This is a genomic window from Hymenobacter norwichensis DSM 15439, assembly GCF_000420705.1.
In the GTDB taxonomy this organism is placed as follows: domain Bacteria; phylum Bacteroidota; class Bacteroidia; order Cytophagales; family Hymenobacteraceae; genus Hymenobacter; species Hymenobacter norwichensis.
Genome location: NZ_ATVL01000006.1, coordinates 1,058,362 through 1,080,865 on the forward strand (window position 1 = coordinate 1,058,362; position 22,504 = coordinate 1,080,865).

At 57.6% G+C, this 22,504-nt stretch carries 21 protein-coding genes; 3 read left to right on the forward strand and 18 right to left on the reverse strand.

The window, feature by feature from the left end; genetic code table 11:
• Nucleotides 1-250: 250 nt before the first annotated feature.
• The gene (gene serA / locus G536_RS0105740; protein WP_022822633.1) at nucleotides 251-2,152 is read right to left on the reverse strand and encodes a phosphoglycerate dehydrogenase; all 1,902 of its coding nucleotides are present in this window, start codon (nucleotides 2,150-2,152) and stop codon (nucleotides 251-253) included.
• A gap of 177 nt (nucleotides 2,153-2,329) precedes the next feature.
• On the opposite strand from serA, the gene G536_RS0105745 reads away from it, so the two are divergent.
• A complete protein-coding gene (locus tag G536_RS0105745) occupies nucleotides 2,330-3,025 on the forward strand; it encodes an outer membrane beta-barrel protein (RefSeq protein ID WP_022822634.1) in 696 nt (231 codons plus the stop codon).
• A 129-nt stretch (nucleotides 3,026-3,154) separates the two neighbouring features.
• On the opposite strand, the gene G536_RS0105750 is transcribed toward G536_RS0105745, so the two are convergent.
• The 4 genes from G536_RS0105750 to G536_RS0105765 all read right to left on the reverse strand — a co-directional run bounded on the left by G536_RS0105750 (nucleotide 3,155) and on the right by G536_RS0105765 (nucleotide 6,249).
• Nucleotides 3,155-3,433 carry a hypothetical protein gene (locus G536_RS0105750; protein WP_022822635.1) on the reverse strand — a complete coding sequence of 93 codons (279 nt, stop codon included), beginning with the start codon at nucleotides 3,431-3,433 and terminating at the stop codon, nucleotides 3,155-3,157.
• Nucleotides 3,434-3,541: 108 nt separating this feature from the next.
• Nucleotides 3,542-4,279 carry an SDR family oxidoreductase gene (locus G536_RS0105755; RefSeq protein ID WP_022822636.1) on the reverse strand — a complete coding sequence of 246 codons (738 nt, stop codon included), beginning with the start codon at nucleotides 4,277-4,279 and terminating at the stop codon, nucleotides 3,542-3,544.
• 77 nt (nucleotides 4,280-4,356) lie between these two features.
• Entirely contained in the window at nucleotides 4,357-5,247 is an 891-nt protein-coding gene (locus tag G536_RS0105760) for a helix-turn-helix domain-containing protein (RefSeq protein ID WP_022822637.1), read from the reverse strand.
• Nucleotides 5,248-5,352: 105 nt separating this feature from the next.
• Complete coding sequence (locus G536_RS0105765; protein WP_022822638.1) at nucleotides 5,353-6,249, reverse strand: alpha/beta fold hydrolase; 897 nt, start codon at nucleotides 6,247-6,249, stop codon at nucleotides 5,353-5,355.
• 445 nt (nucleotides 6,250-6,694) lie between these two features.
• Here G536_RS0105765 and G536_RS0105770 point away from each other — a divergent pair, with 445 nt between their 5' ends.
• Nucleotides 6,695-7,345 carry a hypothetical protein gene (locus G536_RS0105770; protein ID WP_022822639.1) on the forward strand — a complete coding sequence of 217 codons (651 nt, stop codon included), beginning with the start codon at nucleotides 6,695-6,697 and terminating at the stop codon, nucleotides 7,343-7,345.
• Nucleotides 7,346-7,364: 19 nt separating this feature from the next.
• Here G536_RS0105770 and gloA2 read toward each other — a convergent pair whose 3' ends face one another.
• The 13 genes from gloA2 to G536_RS0105830 all read right to left on the reverse strand — a co-directional run bounded on the left by gloA2 (nucleotide 7,365) and on the right by G536_RS0105830 (nucleotide 21,071).
• The gene (gloA2, locus tag G536_RS0105775) at nucleotides 7,365-7,754 is read right to left on the reverse strand and encodes an SMU1112c/YaeR family gloxylase I-like metalloprotein (protein WP_022822640.1); all 390 of its coding nucleotides are present in this window, start codon (nucleotides 7,752-7,754) and stop codon (nucleotides 7,365-7,367) included.
• A 55-nt stretch (nucleotides 7,755-7,809) separates the two neighbouring features.
• The gene (locus G536_RS0105780; protein WP_157530431.1) at nucleotides 7,810-8,520 is read right to left on the reverse strand and encodes a DUF421 domain-containing protein; all 711 of its coding nucleotides are present in this window, start codon (nucleotides 8,518-8,520) and stop codon (nucleotides 7,810-7,812) included.
• A gap of 84 nt (nucleotides 8,521-8,604) precedes the next feature.
• A complete protein-coding gene (locus G536_RS0105785; RefSeq protein ID WP_022822642.1) occupies nucleotides 8,605-9,078 on the reverse strand; it encodes a GNAT family N-acetyltransferase in 474 nt (157 codons plus the stop codon).
• A gap of 412 nt (nucleotides 9,079-9,490) precedes the next feature.
• Nucleotides 9,491-9,634 carry a LuxR C-terminal-related transcriptional regulator gene (locus G536_RS32690; protein WP_157530433.1) on the reverse strand — a complete coding sequence of 48 codons (144 nt, stop codon included), beginning with the start codon at nucleotides 9,632-9,634 and terminating at the stop codon, nucleotides 9,491-9,493.
• Between the two features lie 11 nt (nucleotides 9,635-9,645).
• Nucleotides 9,646-10,080, reverse strand: coding sequence for a response regulator (locus G536_RS29980; protein WP_051166848.1), 435 nt, complete (start codon nucleotides 10,078-10,080; stop codon nucleotides 9,646-9,648).
• The gene (locus tag G536_RS0105795; protein ID WP_022822643.1) at nucleotides 10,077-14,366 is read right to left on the reverse strand and encodes a PAS domain S-box protein; all 4,290 of its coding nucleotides are present in this window, start codon (nucleotides 14,364-14,366) and stop codon (nucleotides 10,077-10,079) included. Before G536_RS0105795 ends, G536_RS29980 begins: the two co-directional genes overlap by 4 nt.
• 286 nt (nucleotides 14,367-14,652) lie before the next feature.
• A complete protein-coding gene (locus tag G536_RS0105800; RefSeq protein WP_022822644.1) occupies nucleotides 14,653-15,606 on the reverse strand; it encodes an aldo/keto reductase in 954 nt (317 codons plus the stop codon).
• A gap of 204 nt (nucleotides 15,607-15,810) precedes the next feature.
• On the reverse strand, nucleotides 15,811-16,095 hold the full coding sequence (locus G536_RS26470) for a hypothetical protein (protein WP_022822645.1): 285 nt from the start codon (nucleotides 16,093-16,095) through the stop codon (nucleotides 15,811-15,813).
• 288 nt (nucleotides 16,096-16,383) lie between these two features.
• Nucleotides 16,384-17,730: an alpha-amylase family glycosyl hydrolase gene (locus G536_RS26475; protein ID WP_022822646.1), complete on the reverse strand. Its 1,347-nt coding sequence runs from the start codon at nucleotides 17,728-17,730 to the stop codon at nucleotides 16,384-16,386.
• Nucleotides 17,731-17,874: 144 nt separating this feature from the next.
• Nucleotides 17,875-18,984 (reverse strand): catalase family protein, encoded by a 1,110-nt coding sequence (locus G536_RS0105815; protein WP_022822647.1) that lies wholly within the window; start codon nucleotides 18,982-18,984, stop codon nucleotides 17,875-17,877.
• 206 nt (nucleotides 18,985-19,190) lie between these two features.
• Nucleotides 19,191-19,589 carry a DUF983 domain-containing protein gene (locus G536_RS0105820; protein WP_026879868.1) on the reverse strand — a complete coding sequence of 133 codons (399 nt, stop codon included), beginning with the start codon at nucleotides 19,587-19,589 and terminating at the stop codon, nucleotides 19,191-19,193.
• Between the two features lie 130 nt (nucleotides 19,590-19,719).
• On the reverse strand, nucleotides 19,720-20,592 hold the full coding sequence (locus tag G536_RS32870) for an AraC family transcriptional regulator (protein ID WP_022822649.1): 873 nt from the start codon (nucleotides 20,590-20,592) through the stop codon (nucleotides 19,720-19,722).
• Nucleotides 20,593-20,612: 20 nt separating this feature from the next.
• Nucleotides 20,613-21,071: a hypothetical protein gene (locus G536_RS0105830; RefSeq protein WP_022822650.1), complete on the reverse strand. Its 459-nt coding sequence runs from the start codon at nucleotides 21,069-21,071 to the stop codon at nucleotides 20,613-20,615.
• 105 nt (nucleotides 21,072-21,176) lie between these two features.
• Here G536_RS0105830 and G536_RS0105835 point away from each other — a divergent pair, with 105 nt between their 5' ends.
• The gene (locus G536_RS0105835; RefSeq protein WP_022822651.1) at nucleotides 21,177-22,412 is read left to right on the forward strand and encodes a helix-turn-helix domain-containing protein; all 1,236 of its coding nucleotides are present in this window, start codon (nucleotides 21,177-21,179) and stop codon (nucleotides 22,410-22,412) included.
• Nucleotides 22,413-22,504: the final 92 nt, after the last annotated feature.

The following is a 22,504-nucleotide window of genomic DNA, read 5'->3' on the forward strand; positions in this document are numbered from 1 at the left end:
GTATGCCCAGGGTAGGAGAAACTGGTAACGCCCCTGTATGTTAGCGTTGAGCCCAAGGCAAGAAAAAACAAGCCCGGCCAAAAGAGAAGAGCGTTTCGGTTACCTAATATCCTCTTCAAGCTCGCCATCCGGTTGTCTGCGGGCATGGTAGCATTCTATATCGAGAGCAACTAAAAAAGACCATCATGCAGAGCGTAGCGCAACATGATGGTCTTTTTACTGAAGCAGAAACCACTAAGGTTTACGCAGCTTAGTACAGCACCCGGAACTTGATGGTGTGCTCCACTTTGCGCAGCTCGCCGATTACTTCCTGGTCGTATTGTTTGTCGATGTCGGTAATCACGTAGCCGATGTGCTCGTTGGTTTTCAGGTACTGGCCGAGGATGTTGACGTGGTGCGCGGCCAGCACGTTGTTGATGCGCGCCAGTACGCCGGGCACGTTGGCGTGGATGTGAATGAGGCGGTGCGCCTGCTGCTCGGGCAACTGAATGTTGGGGAAGTTGACGCTCTGCTGGGTGTTGCCGGAGTTGATGTACTGCATGATGCGCTCCGGTACAAACTCGGCAATGTTGCGCTGCGCCTCGGCCGTGCTTCCGCCAATGTGGGGCGTGAGCAGCACGTTGGGCAAGCCGCGCAGCTCGCTCTCGAAGCTCTCCTGGTTGGTCTTGGGCTCGTGCGGAAACACGTCCACAGCGGCGCCGCCCAGGTGGCCCGAGCGGAGCACATCGGCCAGCGCTGCAATGTCTACAATATGGCCGCGGCTGTTGTTGAGCAGCAGCGCGCCGGGCTTCATCATGGCCAGTTCGGCGGCCCCGAAGAGGTTGGTATTTTCCTTGCGGCCATCTACGTGCAGCGTCACTACATCAGACTGGCGCAGCAATTCTTCCAGGGTGCGGCACTTCACGGCGTTGCCGAGCTGGAGCTTTTCGGCCACATCGTAGTACACTACCTTCATGCCCACCGCTTCGGCTACCACTGAGAGCTGGCTGCCAATGTTGCCGTAGCCCACAATGCCAAGCGTTTTGCCCCGGATTTCAAATGAGCCGCTCGCCGACTTGTCCCACTCGCCGCGGTGCATCTTGGGGTTCTTATCCGGAATGCGGCGGGCCAGCATGATGATTTCGCCCAAGGCCAGCTCCACCACCGAGCGGGTGTTGCTGAACGGAGCGTTGAACACAGCCACGCCTTTTTTCATGCAGCCCGTGAGGTCAATCTGGTTGGTGCCGATGCAAAACGCGCCCACCGCAATGAGGCGGTTGGCGGCTTCCAGCACGCGCGGCGTTACGTTGGTTTTGCTGCGGATACCGAGGATGCTCACACCTTCAATGTGCTGCACCAACTCGTCTTCGTCGAGGCCACCGGTAATGGTTTCCACTTGGTAGCCTTCCTGGCGAAACAGTTCGGCGGCGCGGGCGTCGGGGTTTTCGAGCAGCAGGACCTTGATGCGGTTTTTGGGATACGAAAGGGTCATCGGAAGCTTGTTCTGGTAGAGAAATTCGTCGAAGGAAGGTAGCACTTCATCGGCGCGGGCCACTACGGCGTCGCGGGTTACGTTTTCGGTGAAGGCATAGAAGCGGTTAGCTAGGCCGGCCTCCCGGATTTGGTAGTCGGTGTAACCGTCGCCGAGCACGTACACGTCGCCGGCCAGGTCGAGCTGACGAAGCTGCTCGATTTTGCCGCCGTCGCGGCTCAAGATGTTGGTGGCATCGAAACCGTTGATGCTGCCGTCCGGGGCGTAGGTGAACGTATTGGCCAGCACGAAATCCGGGGCAATACCGTATTCAGCTACCACTGGCTCAATGAACTCGCGGAAGCCGCTACTCACAATATATACCCGCCCCCGGAACTCCTCGAAAAAGCCCCGGTTGCGCGCAATGCTCTCCGAAACCTTGCCTTTTAGGCGGGCCACCAAAGGGGCCAGGTGCCGCTGGTGCGCCGGCAGCAGCGCCAGCCGCTGTTTCAATGACTCCGAGAAATTCAGCTCGCCGCTCATGCCCCGGTCGGTGAGGGCCCGGATGGCACCCACTACTTTTTCCCGGTCGGGGTGGCCTTCGAGGGCAATGTCGGCTAGCTCGTCGAGGCCTTCTACCTGCGTAAACGTGCTGTCAAAATCAATAATAAGGAAAGGAAGCGTCGGCTGTGGTTCAGGCATAATAGAGGCAAGGTAAACCGGAATGCTGGTTGATATAAGAAAAGCCAAACAAAAATCAGCTGTGCCTGTAGCGCAAGCGTTTGCTTATGAAGGACGTCCTCCTATACAACATCGTGGTATAAGTTCGTTGAACCAAAGCAACGCCCTTGCTATCCATCACCTCGTTATTATCAGCTTATGAAACCAGTTATCCTCGCTGCCTTTGGGCTTTTTGTCGCTCAATTAGCTTACGGCCAAAACACGGAGTATTCGGTGCACCTGAACTCGGGTGGCTTCGCGTACCGCGGCAAAGGTGCGGCAGCTAGCTCAATCGTGCTGGTGCCTGATATTTATCCTGGAAGCTCCTACACCAATAACCCATACGGTAAGAACCTGGGATTTTCCTACGGGTTGGTCGGGCAGATGCAACGCGTCAGGCCGAAGCGTAGCTTGTTTGGGGTGCAGGCGGGCTATGAGGTGTTGCGGAGCCGAGTAGACGTCACCGAAATCCTGGCTTTTAGACTGCAAACCCCGGCTTCAGGCCATACCACGCTGGCAAGTCGAACCATCAATTTGCATCCCTTTTTCGGGCATCGGCTTGCGTCCCAAACCATTGATTTTGACCTGACAGCGGGCCCGGACTTGGGATTCATATTGTCAGCCCGAGAGGAAATCGACACCATTGCCCAAGGTGAAAAGTTTAGCACGAAAAACACGCGTGCCGACGCCTACCTTGAACTCCGGGCCCGCCTGAATGTGGCCGCATACTACAAGCACTTCGGCGTAACGGCAGGCTATTCCAGGGGATTGACCAATAACTACGGCCTGGCCTTAGGCATCGATGGCGAAACGTATTCGCAGTTCTTTCGGCTGGGGCTGGCGTACCGGTTGTAACAGACGCTGGCTAAACCTCATTGCCGATTTTCAACTACTTACAACGGCAGTAAACCCCAAAAACACGCTGGCGGGAAAACGCTGCCTAAATCTAGGAGCGTTTTCCCGCCAGCGTGTTTAATAAAGCGGCTACTCGGCAGTGGTGACGTGGGTGATGGGCCAGTTCAGTTGCTGGAAGGCTTCTTTGATTAGTTGCCAATCTGGGTCGGTGCCGTGGACCGAAGCCACTACGGCTTCCTGAGGCGCCAGATTATCTACCAAGAATCCGTGCTGAGCAAATAACTCGCGCGCCGCCACGAGTTGCTCGTTGGTGGCTTCGGAAGCAAATTGCAGCTCGTGCCGTACTAACTGGGTGTTGTTGGCGGTGGGGTCGTTGTGCATAGCGTAGAGGAAAGAAGGCGTATGCATCTGTATACGGGAACTAGCAACTGGTTGCTAGGCTGGCCAGCTAAAATTCCACCGTCAGCGCCCGAAGCTTCCACGAAGTAGGCCGCTCTACCAATTACTCCGCCTATCTTACCACGGACTGATGCCTGTTTCCGGTGCGTTGTCGTCGCTGAAAAACTGGCTGGTAGGGCCATCCGGGCCCAGCACGGCGGCTTTCACTACGCGCGCGGCGGCATCGGACACGCTGCCCGGGCCACTGTGATGGTTGAAGTCGGTGGCGGTGTAGCCGGGGTCCACGGCATTTATTTTAAAGGGCGTGTCGCGCAATTCATAGGCCAGCATAATGGTGTAGGCATTGAGTGCGGCTTTGGAGGGCTGGTAAGCGGCGCCTTTCACTGCATAGTACTTCCAGGATGGGTCGTTGTGCAGCGTTAGAGAACCCAGGCCCGAGGTGACGTTGACAATTCGGGGCTCTGGCGCCGCCCGCAGCAGGTCGATAAACGCCTGCGTTACCTCAATTACGCCGAATACATTCGTTTCAAATACTTCCTTAATCAGGGATATATAGGTACTTGATGCGGGCTGCACCATACCGCCCAAAATGCCGGCATTGTTGATGAGCACGTCGAGCACTTGCGTTTTCTGGCCTAGCGCCTGCCGGGCCGCCGCAATAGAAGCGCTGTCGGTTACATCAAGCTGAAGCGGCTCCACAGTGGAGAGGCCTTCTGACTGGAGTTGCTCAACGGCTTGCTGGCCATTCTGCAGGTCGCGACTGCCGAGGTACACGTAATAGCCAAGCTGGAGCAGTTGCCGGGCGGTTTCCAGGCCAATGCTTTTGTTGGCGCCGGTAATGAGTGCAGTTTTCATGGGTGCTTAATGGAAGGGTGATGAACGCCACAAAGCTACCGGGCCTGCATGGCGCCGCTGTTGCCCATTCCGCGGTGTTACTGGTACATTTTCCGGGCGTTGCTGCGGTATTCGGCTGGGGTACGGCCGGTTTCGCGCTTAAAGAAACGGCTGAAGTAGGAGGCATCGGCAAACCCGAGGCCGAAGGCAATTTCCTTGAGCGAATCAGACGTGTAAAACAGCAGGCGCCGGGCTTCCAGCACCAGCCGCTCATGAATGTGCTTGATGGCTGGCTTGCCGCTCTGCGCCTTCACTACCTCACTCAAATGCCCCGCCGACAGATGCAGCAGCTCCGCATACGCGCCCACCTCGTGCCGCTCCCGAAAACATTCCTCAATCTTGGCCCGGAAAGTTCGTAGCAGTAAGTGGTCGGCCGATGGTGCCTGGCTGGCATACTGCTCGGTATACAACCGGCTCAAGTAGGTGAGCAGCACCGTTAGGTGGGCACTCAGCATGGGGTGCTGCCATTCGCCAGGGCGAGCATACTCCGCCTCCAACTTGGCTAATTGCTCTTCCACAAAGGCCGCGTCGGCGGGGGTGAGCTGCAACTGGTGGCCGTTGTGCGGATTTTGGATGAGGGGCAGCGTACGTAGGGCGGCATTTTGCTGCAAGGCCAAAAACTCTTCGGAAAACGTCAGGTGCGTACTCCACGAAGGAACGGCCTCTTCCTTGACCAGCATCTGGCGCGGCACCGTAAAATAAAGCGTGTTGTCTTGGCGCACGTACGGCGTGGCATCTACCCAGTGGCACCCAGGGCTGTGCCTGACAAACACCAGCAGATAATACGCCTTACGGTGCGGGAGCAGCATGTCAGCCTCGTAAGCCAGCTCGCCTTCTGAGCGGACAATGGTGAGTAGTTTGCTGCCGCTCGCCTCATCGGGCTGAAACGGATGAACGGGTGCTAACTGCTGACCATGAAACATATTCATGGCGCAAAATTACGGCTTTTGCTTGCAGCAATGAGCGGTAGTAGTGTCGCTCACCAGGCAAGACGGTGCTGAGAGCAGGTTTGTCAAAACAGCACTAGAGCCAGGCTAGGCCGCCAGGAAAGTTTCCATAGCTCGTAAAGTATCTAGCGGAGCGCTTAGGTGCGGGCAGTGGCCAGTGGTGCTGAGCGTAACCAGCGTAGCGCGCGGAATTTCTTCCAGCAAAAAGTCGCCTACTTCTGAGGGCGCTGCAATGTCTTGCGAGCATTGAACCAGCAAGGTCGGCACTGGCACGCGAGCCATATCCGCGCGGCAATCCGAGAGGAAAGTAACGTGCGCAAACTGCTGCGCAACGCCCGAATCGGCATTGCAGAAATGCTGCGCCAACTCTTTGGACAACAGCGCATCGTTTTCGGCCCCGAGCAGTAAATTGGCAAATAGGTTGGCCCAGCTGTCATGGTCGATTTTCATTAACCCTAGCAGTTGCTCTACGTCTTCCTTGCTGAAGCCGCCATAATAGTCGTCTTCATTGAGAAAGTAAGGCGAGGCGGCCAGGGCAATCAAGCGGGTAAAGTGAACTGGGGCAGCAATAGTAGCCAGCATGGCAATGCTAGCGCCCACCGAATGACCCACCAATACCACGTCGCGCAGGTTTAGGGCCTGGCAGATGTCCACCACATCCTGTACGTAGCCGCCCAGCGAGGAGTACCGCTCGGGGGTGTAGGCACTCAGGTCGGAACCACCCGACCCTACATAATCGAAAAGCACCAGCCGATACCGCATAGCTAAGGCAGCCGTCATCCGGCTCCAAATGTGCTGACTGCAACCAAAGCCGTTGCAGAGCATCATCACCTGTTCGCCGCTACCAAAAACACGCACGTTGTTGCGCTCAAGCACGGCGCTAGGCATTGGATCAGTCACGAAGGTAGACAGGGGGAATAAGTTGGGGAATTGGTTAGCGGCTTTGTCAGAGCAACTGGCTAACGGAATGGTGAAAGAGGCCATAATAAGGAAGCGAATACGCTCCGATAACGTGAGGAAGCTAGGGCACTACAAAGATAAATAGAAGGTAGTTTTTATAGGTTTATTACCATAATCATGCAGAAAGTTCTAGTTGTAGTACAAATAATAGGGCAAAATAGCCTTCTGATGCCCATTGCAAACTGAGACATTATGCAAGTTTTATCACTACTGTTCTGCTTGTGCAGTGAATACAGAAGTGGCAGGCAATACCACCGAAACCAAACTGCTCCACTACGCCAAAACTGCATGCGTCCAGCGTTGATGGGGTATCGGGTGGGCCAATACGCCGCACAGCCAAGCAGATGTGGGCAGTGCAGCACCTTAGTTTTATAAAAGCTCCATACGCTTTGCATACAAGCCAACGGCAGGGCTGCGTTGTGTATCTTGCTAGCTGCAACCACCCACCTTCTGCACCCGGCAATCAGGTATGCCCGCCTTCTTTCGCCTACTCCTTACCCTTGCGCTTTTGCTGACTACGCGGCCAGTGGCAGAGGCGGCGGGGGTGGTGTTTCAGCAAATCAGCGCGGCCGAATACCAGCGCGAGCAGAAAGCGGCCCAGCCCGGCAAAACCACCACCACATTTCCGGTCTGGAAAAAGGGGCGCCAACTGACCATTCCCACCACCAAAGGCCCGCTGGTGCTCCAGGATATCCTAATTGGCGAATCCGAAGTGCAGCAGGGTCATTCCGAAGACGAATACACCCTCTATACCTACCGGGGCTACCTCACGCACTTCCATCGACATGTAGTGGAAGTAGGCTACTACGAAACCGCTCAGTGGTGGCTGATTGCCGAAAACGGCCTCCGGCTTACGCTGTGGGGCAAACCCCATTACGCCCCCGACCAAAACAGTATTGCGGCTATTTGCGCCGGACTCGACTACAGCGGTGGGCAGCCCAACATAGTGCAGCTGTTCCAGATGAAAAGCGGCGTGCTGCAAAAGGTGTGGGAAATGCGGCCTACCACTTGGGAGCCCAAGGAAATATTTTGGACCTCGCCTACCAGCATGTACCTACGGCGCGAATCATACGGAGGCGCTACCACCAGCACTAGCTACTGGAAACTAACCATTACCTAACCCACTTGGCAGCGCCGAACTACACCTCGTAAAACTCTAGTGGTAGCCCGTCGGGGTCGGCAATGAAGGTGAAGCGCCGGCCGGTCAGTTCATCCACCCGAATTGGCTCCGAGATTACGCCGTGTGTGGTCAGTTCGCGCACAGTAACGTCTAGGTCTGTTACGGCAAAGGCTAGGTGGCGGAGGCCGGCTGCTTCGGGGCGGCTGGCGCGGGGTGGGGGCGCCGGAAACGAGAACAACTCAATGATGTAGTGCCCTTGGAGCGCTAAATCCAACTTCCAGGAGGCACGCTCGGCCCGGTACACTTCCCGAATGATGTCTAAGCCTAGGACATCGGTATAAAACCGCTTGGATACAGCGTAATCCTGGCAGATAATGGCAATGTGGTGGACGTGGAGCAGTGGCAGCATAAGGCAAAGATGAATAGTTACGGCGACATGCTAGGCGCCGCATGGGCCAACTAGCTTACGCTATCCGTTTGCTGTCACTGGTGGCAATCCAGGTATCGTTCTGGCATACAGAGCACTTAGCTGCGCCAGCGGACAGCTCCTGTACATGGCCGCACTGCGCGCAGGCATGCAGGCCGGCTTTTTCAATCTGGTGCGGGGGCTGCATTAGGCCTTCCGGGTAGATGGGTAGGCCCGGTCGTACATCCTCATCTTCATAGAAAAATGCGCTGAAATTGCCCGAAGCTTCGATGTACACGCGGCGCACTTGCCCCAAATGCTCCACCTGCCGCTGCCGCAAATCCCCAAACATCTCTTTTTGAGTTAGGTTCTGCTTGGTGAAATTTGCCATGTTGATTTCGCCGTTCTCTATCAGTAGCACCGGTGCGCCTTCCAGCCAGTCGCTGAAGTGGGGGTACTTCTCGGTGAGGCGGTTGAAGAGCAGGTACAGCGCCGTTACCACTACAAACACGACTAATACGTGCAGAATAGGCACGTCGTCGTAGAACATGGCGTCGCCGGCGGCCGAGCCCAACGCCAGAATAATGCTAAGCTCGAAGATGGAAAGCTGCCGGACGCCCCGGCGCCCGGTTACGCGCAGAGCCCCCAGCACCAGTAGATAAGTAACGATGCAGCGAAACGCCACTTCCAGCAGAAAAAGAGGGGGCGCGTCTTCGGAAAGTAAAATGCGGTGCCAGTCGAAAGGGGTGATGGGGGTGGCCAAAAGCATGAACAGGGTGGCTAACAAGTGGTAAGCGCCGTAGCACGTCAGTTGCTAACGCAAGAAGCCGCTATTCAGTTAGGCTAGTCTGCGCTACAACTCTACCAGTGGCAGCGTCATATGCTGGGTGGTGATGGTGAAACCCTGGGCCGCCCAGAATTGCGCCGCCGCCGGGTTGGCCACGGCCACTTGCAGCTCCAGATGGTCGGCGCCGCGGCTGGTTAGCCAGGTTTTGGCTGCGTGGAATAGGGCCCCCCCCACACCTTGGCGACGGTGTGTTTCTTCCACAAAGGTTTCGGCTATGTAGCCGCGGCGGTGTAGGCGCATCCCCTTGCTGCCAACCTGGTAGGTGGCTACCAGCAGGGCCGCCAGCCCATCAGGTTTCTCCGCCACAAATAGGCGGGTGTACGACTCATATAGCCGGTCGCGCAGCAGCCGTTTCAGCTCTACCTTGGCCGTCCGATGGAAACCGAACACTGGGTGGTACGCCTGGTGCATCTCCATCAGCTCACACCATAGGCGATACAGCTCGTCGAGGTCGTGAATTGTGGCTTCGCGAATGGTCATACAAAGGTGGAAAGGCAGCGGCTAGAGTCAGGCAAACAAGTGAAAGTAGAACCACAAAGGTTAGTTCGCAAATAGCTGGGCGCGAGTTAAGGCCGAAAGGGTACTCACATCTTCCATATAGCTAGGAGGTACCTGTCCGCTTTTTGCCGTTTTGCTGAGGTATCACACGCAGTGCAGGTGCTGCGAGACCAGCCTGTTGCTGGCCGAAGTTTCACTGCGGCATCTTGCGTGGCGGCACCAGCAAGCGCACGTGGCCCGCCCGATAGTTCTGTGGCCAGAGCCTGCACAAAAAGGGGGGTACTAGAGCCCAGGTTGTTTGCTGAGGGCATTTTACTGTGCTTGCTCCACTTGCTAGCCTACCCATAAATAGGTGCCGCGTAGCAATTGGCAGTTGCCGCGCGGGACAGTTAGTTTACGTTAGCCAGCCTTGGCTGAAGGCCGTTTTCACCAATGCTGCCGTGTTTTTGGCCCTAGTTTTTTCCATAATGTTCTGGCGGTGCGTTTCCAAGGTGCGCGGGCTGGTAAAGAGCTTTCCGGCAATTTGGGCGGTGATCATTCCTTCAGCTACTAACCGCAAAACTTCCAGTTCGCGGGCTGAAAGACCGTTCGTGGGTTTAGTGGAAGATTCAGCTGGCGCGCTGGCTGGCGGCAACGGCGCGTACGGCCACCATCAACTCGTCGTGGCTGGCGCTTTTCAGCACGTAGCCCGAGGCCCCAGCTGCCATTACTTGCCCGATGGCGCTCGTTGTCTACCATTGAGAGCACCAGAATCCGCACATCCGGAAACTCGGCGTGCAGCCGCTGGGTGGTGGCCAGTCCGTCGAGGCCCGGCATGTGCAGGTCAAGCAGCACCACGTCGCAGGGCGTGGTAGGCAACTGGGCTAGCAGTTGCTCCCCGTTTTCGGCCTTGTCTACCACTTGCAGCGCGGGCTCCTGCTGGAAAAGGGTGCGCAGGCCGTGGCGGAGCACAGCGTGGTCGTCAACGAGAAAAAGGCGAATCATGGGGTGGTGAAAGCAAGTAAGGGAATCCGAATGCGTACATAGGCACCGCTCAGAGGAGCGGAGCCGATTTCCAATTCGCCCCCGAGTAGTGCCACCCGGTTGCGGATGCTACGCAATCCTAGCCCTGAGTTGGTTGCTGAAGTGTCTATGAAGCCTGGTCCGTTGTCTTCGGCCCGCAGTAGTACCCAGCCGGGCATGGTTTCCAGTTCCAGGCTAGCCTCCGTGGCCCCACGCGCGTGCTTCACAATGTTCTGGGCCAATTCCTGAGCTATGCGGTAGAGGGCCATTTGCAGTGTAGGTGGTAAGGGGGCCACGGCATCGTCGAACACAACGTGGCTGCGCAGGCGTAGCTGTGGAGTACTCATTTTGCGGCTGATATCTTGCAGGGCTGCTGCCAAGCCAAATTCTTCCAGCACGGTAGGTACCAACTCGTGCGACAGGACGCGGGCCTGGCGAATGGCCTCACTCAGCAGTTGGTCGGCTTCGCGGCGGGCTGCTACCACCGTGGGAGCGGTGCCTTGCAGCGGCACGTGCAATTGGTCGAGGCGCAGCTTAGTGGCGTACAGAATCTGGCCGATGCCGTTGTGCAGGCTTTCGGCCATGCGCTTGCGCTCGGTTTCCTGGGCAGCTTGTACCGCCTCAAACAAAGCCTGCTGCCGGGTAAGGCGTAGGCGTAGGTTGTCGGCTTCGAGGCGCTGCAACTCGCTGATGTCCAGGTTGACGCCCAGTACCCGCACCGGTTGGCCAGCTTCGTCGTGGTGTACCACACCTTTGATGCGCACAGTCTTAATCTGCTCGTTTACACGAAGTCGCAAGGTTTCCTCGAAGTGGGTGGTCCCTGCTGTTATGTGGGCCACTATCTGCTTGGCTTGGCGTTGGTCTTCAGCCCTGGCAAACTGGAGGTACACATCGGGTGTCACCAACTGGCCTTGCGGTAAGTTGAAAAGCTGGTACATGCCATCCGACCACACAAACTCCCGGCTAAGCAAATGGTAGTCCCAGCTACCCAGGCCCGCCACGGCTTCGGCTTGTTCCAGTAGTTGTAGGTTTCGGAACCGTTCTTCTTCGGCAGTTTTCCGAGCTGTAATATCCAGATTGATGGCCACCACGCCGTCGCCTAGCTTCACAAACTGACAGGCAAACCAGCGTTGAAAGCCTTCATGCTCGTAGAAATACTCCATGCCTTGAGGCTCATCGGTGTGCAGGGCTTGCCGCATTAAGTTGAAGATGCCCACCTCCCGAATGCCGGGATATTCGGCGGCGTAGAGCTTGCCCACCAGGTCGGTTCGCCCGGTTTCGCGCTCTAGCTCTCTGTTAACCAAGCCCAGACGGAAATCCTGCACCTGCCCGGTTTCATCGCGCACGGCGTAAAGCACCGACATCGAAATGAGGCTGGTGTCGAACACCGATTGTAGCAGGTCACGGCTGGCTTGTAGGTCGCGGGTGCGCCGGGCTACGCGCTGTTCCAGCTTGGTGTTGAACTGGGCCAGTTGGGCTTCGCTGGCGCGCAGGGCTTCTTCGGCCTGCTTGCGCTCGGTGATATCGTAGCTCACTACCAGCACGGCCTCGGGCACGCCAGCGGAACTCAGCAGGGGCACCCCGCGCGAGATATAGGTATGGCCATGGGCCGCATGCTCCACCGAGAAGCCTTGCCCGGTTAGGGCCTGCCGGTAATGGGCCTCGTGTTGCGGGGCCACATCGGGCGGCATGACCTCGGCTACGGTGCGGCCTAGCAGGTCGGTGGGGGTAAGGCCAGCCGCTTCCAGGGCCTCGCCGCCGGCTAGCTGGTAGCGCAAGTCAGCCCCAACAACAAACGCCGCCGCGCCCGGCAGGTTGGTAATCAGGGCCCGAAGGCGTTGTTCGCTGAGTTGCAGTGCTATTTCCGCTTGTTTGCGGGCCGTGATGTCGTTGAATACAATGGCAATCTGCCGGCTCTCGCTCCCGTCCACGCGTGAGGCACTGGCTTCGTACCACCGTTCGGTCCCGGCGTGGTAGTTTTCAAAACGTGCCGGCTCACCCGTATACAGCACTTGTTTGTAGGTATCAAACCAATGGGCTTCGGTGCTGGGCGTCAGTTCGCTGATGAGTCTGCCCACGGCATGGGCCAGCCCGGTTTGTCGTTCAAACGTGGGGTTGACTTCCAGAAACCGGTAATCCACGGCTTTGCCCTGCTCGTTTAGCAGCATTTCGATAAGGCAGAAGCCCTCATCAATCGACTCGAACAGGGTGCGGTATTTTGCTTCCGATACCCGCAAAGCTTCTTCGGCGCGGGCGCGTTCCAGCCGCGACCAAATGCGGGCAGTAAGCTCACGCAGCAACTCGATTTCGTCGGTGAGCCAAACCCGCGGACCTGCGTCAAGCAAGCTGAAATAGAAGCACCATTGGTTGTGGCGGATACAGGGTACGCCCACAAACGAGCCTACTCCTAGGGCCGCATATCGCGCCGCGTTTACCCGCTCGTCGTGCGCAGTATCACTTACAATGGCCAGCCCGCCGGCGCGGTGGAATTGTTGGAATTCAAGCGAGAAATAGTCTTGAATAGGGTATGAGCCTTGCATGGCGGGCAGCCCTGCCCGGTGCCACTCGTAACTGGTGTGGCCGGTTTGTCCCTCTGCGCTGATTTCAGAGAAAACAACGCGCGCGACGGCAAAATGCGCGCCTAACCGTGCACCAAGCTGGCGCATTGTCTCATCAATATTGGTTAGCTGCGCCAGATCTTGGCCAACTTCAGCCAGCAAGGTAAGATTGGCTTCACGGCGTTTGCGCGCGGTAATATTTTCGAAGACAAACCCAATCAGACGGCTGCCCGCGCCCCCAACGCGCGAAACGCGGGTATGATACCAGCGGCCCGTGTCGGCGTTATACACTTCACTGGAAAAGGCTTCGCCCATGAGTACTGCTTGGCGGTAGAGCTCCCGCCACGTACTTTCCAAATTCGGAAGCACTTCACTGACCAGTTTTCCGGTTACGGCAGGCAGGCCGGTTTGCCGGTAGTAAGAACCATTTACTTCTAAAATCCGCCAGTCTATGTTACGGCCGGTTTCGTCTACCACCATTTCCTGCAAGCAGAAGCCCTCGTCGATGGAATTGAAAAGGGCGCGGTATTTATCGGTGGTCTGCTGCGCTATTTCTTCTTTCAGGCGAAGAATTTCCTGTTCGGCTTGTTTGCGGCTGGTGATGTCGTGGGTGGTCGTCGTCACGCCGTCGCCTAGCTTCACCGTCGATTGAAAAAACCAGCCGTTGAATTGCTCGTGCCTATAATGCCGCTCCGAGCGGTCGGGTACTCCCGTTTCGAGCACCTGTTTGAACGTATCGAAAATACCACTTTCCACTACGCCAGGATTTAACTGGCACAGGCGCTGGCCGATGACGTTGCCGTGCGCCCGTTCGGCGGCGGCGTTGTTGAGTACCCAGGCGAAATCCACCACCACGCCTTGCTCGTCGCGCACGGCTTCAAACACCTGCACCATATCCAGGGAACTGTCGATGGTGCGCTGTAGTAACTCGCGGCTATGGCCCAGGGCCTGTTCGGCCTGTACCCGCTCGGTAATATCCTGCACTAAGCCGCGAAGCTGAATGGGAGTGCCGGCTTCATTGCAGCGGACGTTGCCATGGGCTTCGAGGATACGCTGCTCACCGCTGGGGCGGCGGATGCGGCGGCGGTACGTATAGGGCTGCCCGGTACGCACGGCTTCATCGAGAACCTGCCGCACCAGGGCCACGTCGTCGGGGTGGGAGCGGGCGTCAACAGCATCCAGCGTAGGTACAAACGACTGCGGCTCTTCTCCAAAAAGCTGGTACATGCCGTTGGAGAAATAGAAAGTCCCACTCACCAGGTCGGCGTCGTAGAAACCAGTGTGCGCTACTTCTTCCAGGTCCAACAGGAGTTGGTTGCTGCGCTGCTGAGCGGCTTCAGCCTGCTTGCGGGCCGTTACGTTTTCCCAAAGCACCCAGCGGTACCCAGCTGGGGCCGGGGTCTGGCGCAAGCTAAGCCACTGCTCGGTGTGAGGCCGCCAGATTTCGTGGGGAACTGTTGCGCCGGACTCCAACACATAAAGTAGCGCAGCAGCTAAGTCCGCCGGTAATGCAATTTCTGTTAACGGCTGCCCCAGCAAGCTTTCGGGCGAGGTGCCACACCACTGAGCGGCCTGCTGGTTGACGTGCCGGATAACGCCTTGTGCATCGAGTGCCAGCACACCACACGGCAGCGTATCGAGTAGCGCAGCCGTGGCGGCCAGGATTTCCCACGCCGAAGAGTCAGGTGGAACAATAGCAGAAAAGTCCATGCAAGGCGACGGGTAAAAAGAATCCCTGTAAATCAAGTTTACGAAGATTTTGCTGCTTATTGTGCCAAGCCAGCAGCAAGCAGAACCGTGGAGCAGTGGTGTGTGCGCTGCTACAAGCGCAGGAAGGCATTAGGCTTTTGAGTGGACCATAGTGAGCTGTACGGTGTATCCACTGCTTAGCAAGCCTCTGGCAAACCACTGCCTTGCCAAACCATCATAAAAAACACCAACGCCAAGTACGGCGCTGGTGTTAAGATAGCTATCAGCAAGAGCCAGCCGACAGTTGCTAGGCGCTGGCTTCACCAAGCTCCCGCAAGTCGTCGGGGCTGAGTTGGAGTTCGGTGGCGCGCAGCAGTTCGGTTATTTGCTCGGGAGTGGTGCTGCTGGCAATGGGCGCCGTGAGGCCGGGCTGGGCCATAATCCAAGCCAAGGCTACCTGGGCAGGCGTGGCTTGCGCGTGCCGAGCCACCACGGCATCAAGCGCCGCCAGAATCCGGCGGCCCCGGTCGTTGAGGTATTTCGGACCGATGCTGCTGCCGCGGATGCTTTTGCTGAGGTCGGCTTCGGTGCGGTACTTACCCGTCAGGAAGCCTGAGGCCAGCCCAAAATAAGGAATGACGCCCACCTGCCGCTCGCGCGTTAGGGGTAGCACTTCCTGTTCCAAGCCGGCCCGCTCATACAGGTTGTACTCCGGCTGCAACGATTCGTAGCGGGGTAGGCCGTGCTGCTCACTGGCATCCAAGGCTTCGCGCAGGCGGCTGGCCGAGTAGTTAGAGGCTCCAATGGCCCGGACTTTTCCTTCCCGAATCAGGTCGGCGTAGGCTTCCAGCGGCTCGGTTACGGGTAGGCTCTCGTCGTCCTTGTGCGACTGGTACAAGTCGATGTAGTCAGTTTGCAGGCGGCGCAGGCTGTTTTCCACCTGTTGCTTGATGTAGGCTTTGGCAAGGCCCTTGCTGCCGTCGCCCATTTCCATGCCTACTTTGGTGAGAATCAGCACGTCGTCGCGGCGGTTGCGCTGTTTCAGCCACTTGCCCAGCACCGCCTCCGATTCGCCGCCCTGGTGGCCCGGCACCCACGCCGAATACACGTTGGCAGTATCAATGGCATTGCCGCCACCCGCCACGAAGGCGTCCAGAACTTTGAAAGATGCTGCCTCGTCGGCGGTCCAGCCAAAGACGTTGCCACCCAGCACGAGCGGCGCAATATGCAGGCCAGAGCGGCCCAATTCGCGGTGTTGCATACGATAAACAGATAAACGAAAGGCAACTCACCGTGAGTTGCCAGAACACGTTATCAAACTACAAACCGGCAGTTGGGTTGTCGAAACCTTTAAAAACAGGCAACCCCGTCAGCAGACCGCCCTGAATGGGCGCATCTACCAACGGGGCCATAGCCCAGAAAGACAGAACGGATTAAGTGAAAAGAAACAAGTGGCTACCTGGCATTAGGCGTTGCGGTTGGCCTGCCGGACGGTAACGGCCTGTTCCAGCGGCAACGCCAGTTTGTCGAGATAAGGAGTCAGGCAGCGTTGGTTGGTGAATGTGCGGAAGAAATCCAGCTCGGGGCAGTGCTGGTCCAGCCACATTTCGCAGTAGAAAGAATGCAGATAATACAGATTAACGCAGTAGCTTCCTTCTTGCCGGCTGGCCAGATAGGTACCCTGGCCGAAAACATAGCCGCCCTGTTCTTCGGCGGGAAGCAGTATAAAATCAGTATGCGTGAGGCTCATAGTATGCGTAGATTATAGAAGCCGGTCCTGTACCGACTCAACCCATATTGCGTGAAATTTTTTAGGAGGCTAAAAAGCTGAACTGCCTCTGTAGGTCGCTCAATATGGAATTTTAAACTACGAACAAATATGAATGGTATTATTCTTAACTCCTATAAATCTTGAAATGGATTGCGATTTTCATCGACATTTCCCAAAATGAACCATTTTGCAGCGCCCAATAAAATGCTTCTTGCCTTAATGCAATTACTGCGTAGGCTACTGATTTGCTTTATTTAAGTGGATACGCTATACCCTTTCCAGCACCCGCCAGCCATGCGCTGCTACAGTTAAGGTAGAGCCCGGGTGTAACTCCAGCTTCTCACCGCTGAATACATCGTGCCAAGTGCCTTGGGCCGCCTCCGGAAGGGTTAGCTTCTGAATTGTAGGCGCAATGTTGATGGTCGTTAGTACGGCGGCTTCCTCGTGGCGGCGCACAAAAGAATATAAGGTCGGTGAGGCATGCAGGCGCTCGAACCGACTTTCCAAGACGCCATTGTGCAAAGCGGGGTGGCGCTTGTTGAGTTGGAGCAGCTTGGTGTAGAACTCCTGCAACGGAAAGCCCTGCCAGTCTATTGGGTCCCGGTCGAAGAAGGCGAGCCGCTTTTGCAAGGCGGCTTCCTGCCCGCTGTACACCAGCGGCATGCCCGGCAGCAAGGCGCACAGCACAGCAAACGGCAGGGCATTGGGGCCGAGGCGCTCATACTCGGTGCCGTCCCAGCTGTTTACGTCGTGGTTGCTGGTGAAGTGCATCAGGTACACGCTCGGCGGATACTTGGCCCTCTCAGCCGCTAGGTATACATCGATGTCGGGTAGCTCTTGCTTTTCCTCTGCAATGTGGTCGAGCAGGTAGTGCAGGCGCAGGCCAAACGTCATGTCGAAAGCCCGTTCCAGCAGGCGGGTATTGCCATCGAATTCTTCCCAACTCAAGCCACCGGAGGGGTATAGCTCGTCCCATTCGGCCAGCATGAATATCGGTTTCACTTGGTCGAGCTCCTGGCGGGCGGCATCCCAGAAATCGGTGGGTACCAGCCCGGCCACGTCGCAGCGGTAGCCATCAATATCCGCTTCGCGCACCCAATAGAGCAACGCATCGGTCATGTAGCGGCGCAGGGCCGGCTGGTTGTAATCGAGGTCGATAACGTCGTGCCAGTCGGGTATGGGCGGCACGAAGTTGCCGTTGGCGTCGTGGGTGTACCACTCGGGGTGTTCGGTCACGAGTGGGTTGTCCCAACTGGTGTGGTTAGCTACCCAGTCGAGCAGTACGTAGAGGCCCAGCGCGTGCGCCGCCTGCACCAAGTGGCGCAGGTCGTCGAGGGTACCAAACTCGGGGTTCACGTCGTAATAGTTCTGCACCGCGTACTGGCTGCCCAGCGTGCCTTTGCGGTTGACGGCGCCAATTGGGTGAATCGGCATCAGCCAGATAATACCCACGCCCATATCAGCCAGCCGTGGCAAATGCGCCTCAAAGGCCTGGAAAGTGCCTTCCGGCGTGAATTGGCGCACGTTCACCTCATAAATACTGGCGTGCGCCGCCCAGGCGGGGTGCTGAACTTGGAACAGGTGCGAATCGGGATGCAAGAAGGAATCGGCCACAGAGTGGAAAGTTTTCGGGAGTTAATAGAGCAGCTTCGCTTACGCAAAACAGCCAGCCGGTGGCCGCAAACCACCGGCATTGCGTTTTCGGGATTAGGTGCTTTTGCTGCATCCATCACCGGATTTGCTTGCTGTCTGTGCAAGCTAGTCGGGTAGCACGCTGATGTCGCGCGGCTCTAGGCGGGGTTGGGCGTTCATGTGGTGGCGGTACGCCGAGGACGCTTCGTAGGCCTTGATGCGTGCCCGGTTGATGGAACCCAGCGGCTGGTGCTCGGGCAAGCAGTGGAACGGGTTGTACGACAGCACATCATCGGCAAATACGCGGCGGGCCGGGCTGTAGGCGTCCTGCGCCGGAATAACCAGCTTGGCAATGGGCTGGTGGGGGCTTTGCGTTTCCGGCCACTTCACCGAGGCGTCTTCCACGGGCATGGCCTTGAGGTCGGTGCTGAGCTGGGCGCGCAACTCGTACTCGGCACCCTGGGAGTGGAAAAATTCCACCACCAAGTCGCGCCAGGTGCTGGGGTCGGTTACTTCCACCTCCTGCCCGGTAAGGGCTTGCACGTTCACAGAAAGCGGCGCCGCACTGAGTTTGGCTACATAGTCGCCGAAGCGGAGCGCGCCCATGGAGTGGTAGGTTTCGCCCAGCAAGTGGTGGTTGGGGTTGCCGGGGCCAAGCGGACTGATTTGCGGGTTGATGCCCACCGCATCCAGCGCCTTGTTGGCTACCCTTGACACTGTAGATAGAGTCTCTTGGAAGCCTTCCGGGGTGTGGGCCAACTTCTCCAGTTTCAACTGCATGTCGTGGTAGCTTTTGATGTCGCCGGTGGGAATTACTGGGTCGTTGACCAGCAAGAAATCCTGGGTGACTTCGTCGGCTTTGTCGGCCAGAAACTTCTTGCCTTCCACCCCAATCAACTTCACGGCCATGCCCTTGAACGTGGATTGGGTGTCGGGGCCGATAGCGCCCGGCGCCGACGACAACCGGATGATAACGGGGTAGGTGCGCGCTTCCCGGAACAGCCCTTGGGCTAAATGCTCGGGTAGGTTGGGGTAGATATGTAGCTCGCCGCGCAGGATGCCGTGGCTTTTGGCGTGCGCGTCGCGGATGGCGTGGCGGTGCTTCTCGAACATGAAGCGGTTCAGCCGGCTCATCGACTCCACAGTTTCGTTGGTAAGCTGGGCTTCGTCGAGCTGGGTTTCCTCTACGCCGTCGGCGTAGCGGATGTAGGAAGAGGGAAGAATAGAAGAGGACATACTACATAGGAGGCAGTAAGGTCCTGCTTACGGCCCATGGTTCTCCCAGGATGGGATAAAATTATTGCCTTGTATTCCAAGCTAAAACCGCACAGACTATTCATTTTCGCCGAGCTCAACCAAAACTGGTTACGAAAACAAGACCACAAAAAAGCCTGCCCTCTGCGGGCAGGCTATCCTGCAATATCAGCTAACCGACAGGCCGACTACGAGCGGATCGTTCGGGCGCGGCTAGGGTCGTAGTGCACGCCGCCGAACCAGTATAGCATCAGGGTGCGGGAGTAGCGCAAACTAAGCGGTGTAAGCAGCAGGGAGGCTACCGCCACACTCACAATATACACCCAAGTAGCAGGGTCATTGAGCAGGAAGTATACCGCAAAGCCCACCACCAGCATGATGCCCGTGGAAAAAGCAAAGCTGATGTACATGGCACCCCAGTAGAAGCCGGGCTCGGGCTCGTAGGCCTGGCCGCATACTGGGCAGGCTTCGGGCATGTCGGCAAACTTGGTGAGGTTGAGCGCGGAGTGCGTGAACAAAGGCCCCTCGTGGCAGCGTGGGCAACGCTGCGCAACGGCGGCCATAACCGATGAATTTATCTTTGACATGGCAGATACCAGCTAAAAATCTTTTCTACAAAGCTATTGTACGGAAGAGAGCCAAGTAAGTGCCATTTACGGGTTTATACAGGACAAATCAATTGCGCAACTACCCGCGGAAATAGCCGGCGACTTTATGCTATGTGGTGGTCCGGAATGCTTCGGCGGTCAGGCCGGTGTGCTTGCGGAAGTAGCGGCTGAAATAAGAAGCGTCCTCGAAGCCTAGCGCATCGGCTACCTGGGCCACGGTGGCATCGGTGTGGCGAAGCAGGCGGCGCGCCTCCATCAGTACCCGCTCCTGAATGAAGCTGCTGGCCGTTTTGCCTAGCTGGCGGCGGCACAAGGCGTTGAGGTGGTTGGGCGACACGTGCAGCTGGTCGGCGTAGTACTGCACTTCGCGGTGCCCCCGAAACTGTTGGTTGATGCAGGCGCCAAACTCGCGGAGGAGCTGCTGCGCGTGGCGTGGCTCGTCAGGCTCCGCAGTGGAAGCAGCCACCGGAAAACGCCGGGCCGCCAGCTCCAGACAGATGTGCAGATACGACCGAAACACTTCGTCTTGCTGCGGGGCGGGCGTGGTGTGCTCCATCCACATGCGCTCCATCAGCAGCTGAATTTCCGTTTCGCCTGCCAGCAAATACAGCACCGGCGGGTAGGCATGGTTGAAGAACGGGTACTCGAACAGCCGGTTGCCGGGGTAGCGCGACAGGTAGAAGTCGGTTTCGAACAGCACCACGTAGCCCTGGGCATCCTCGGAAAGCTGCCAGTGATGCACCTGGCCCGGCGTCATGAAAAACAAGCTGCCGGGTTGCAAGTCGTAGCTCACCAAATCGATGGTGTGGGTGCCGTGGCCCTGCGTGACGTAGAGCAGCAAGTAGAAACTATGGGCGTGCGGCTGGCTGACTCCCGGGAAATTAGCTACGTGCCGCGCCAACTGCTCCAGATACCACGGCCGCCGCGCCCGGCCCTGCGGAAACGACTCTAGCGTGAGTATAGGCAGAACGGGAGGCTTCATAGTCGCACAGTAGCTGTTCACTAGTCGCCGAAATTACGCAGTTGCTTCTTGCTAAGCTCGTAGCCTACGATGGCCGGAATGTAGAACGTAACATCAGCCAGCAGCTTGGCCGCGATGATACCCCCACTAAAACTGCCTAGCCAGCGCGGTAGATAATACATCAGTGCTGGCCGAATGAGGAAGCTGTCGAGCACCTCGGCCAGCCCAAACTCCACCACCAAAGCCCGCACGTTGCGGCCAAACGTGCGGCGTGTATACGGCTGGTGCTGCGCCCGGCACTGCCGGCGCGCGAGCTGCACATCCTGCACCAGCAGCCACCCGAAGTAGGCTACGTTACCGGCCCAGGTGGCTGCCAGCGCGGCACTTAGCGCGCTGTGCATGCTCTGCAAGGCCACCCAGGCGCCCGCCAGCGTAGCCACCACCGACAGCAGCTCGGCGGGCAGGTAGCGGCGCAGCCACTCCCGGATTTTCTGCTTCATAGCAACCACGTATCTGGGAATAGAGAAACCGCTATTTTACTGGTTGAAAAGGTACGCTAGCTGCCCAAAATCAACGGCCGCAGTGAAGCCAACCGCTCGCAACTTATGCAGATTCCGCTTACGCCCCTGGTCGTTGTTCTGTTTGCGGTAATTACCCAAGCCGTGTTTGCTGCCGGGCTGCTCTGGCTAACCCGCGCCAACCAACTGCCCAACCGGTTTCTGGCGCTGCTCATGCTGGCTATTGCGCTGTGGCTGCTCGATGGGTTCTTTCGGGTAGCCAACATTTATGCTCAAGACCCTAACTGGTATTTCGCGCCCATCTACTACTCGTTGGCGTTCGGGCCGCTGCTGTATTTCTACGTCCGCAGCCTCGTCAACCACGATTTTCGGTGGCAGCTACAATACTGGTGGCACTTCGTGCCGGTATTGGTGCAGGCAGCGCTGTATGCGTGGCTGCGCCTCCAAGACTACGAGGCCCGCAACTGGTTTTGGCAGCAGGTGCACCGGCCTTATACCTACCGCCTGGAGTTCATCGGTACCTGGGTTTCACTTACGGTGTACTTGGCTTTGAGCTTGCGGCGGCTGCGGGAGTACCGCCGCTGGCTGCTCAACAACTTCTCGGAGGTGTCGCGGCTGCGGCTGCTGTGGCTGCGCACCCTGCTGATACTGGTGGGCATAGTAAGCGCACAATGGCTGCTGGAGTTGGTGCTGCGCGAGTTTTTTCAGCTGTATTACCGCTTCGATTACTCGACGGAATTGCTGGGGGTAGTGGTATTTCTGATTGGGGTGGTAGGGCTGCGGCAAGCTGATATGCAGGCCGTGCGCTTCGAGCCCGAAGAAGTTACTGCTGCTGTTGCTGCCGCGGTGCCCGTAGCCGCTCCCGGGGCCGCCACTCCCGCGCCACCCTCCAGTATAGCAGTGCCTTTCCCAGAAGTGTATGCCACCGAGGAGCTACCTACTGCGCTGTCCGTGCGCGAAGCTGTGCCTGCCGCAACTGCCCCGGCAGACCCGGCTGTGGTGGAGCGGATACGGCGGGCGCTGGAAGACGAGCAACTTTACTTGAATCCCACGCTTACGTTGGCCGAGTTGTCGGCGCACACGAGCTTGGCGCCGCGCCTGATTTCGTTCACCGTCAACACAGGCTTCAAGCAGAGCTTCAACGATTTGGTGAACGGCTACCGGGTGGCGGAAGTGAAACGCCGCCTCGCCACCTCCGACGCCCAGCGCCTGACTTTGCTCGGCATTGCCCTTGAAAGCGGCTTCAACTCCAAAACCACCTTCAACCGCATCTTCAAGCAGTTCACCGGCGTCGCCCCGCGGGACTATAGAGCAACTGAGTAGCGGAGCAAATGAGTAATTGTTCTGATTGGTCGGTTCAGTCAGATTGGTCAGTACGATTACTCTAAAGCGCCCATATCATGATGTGGGGCGTC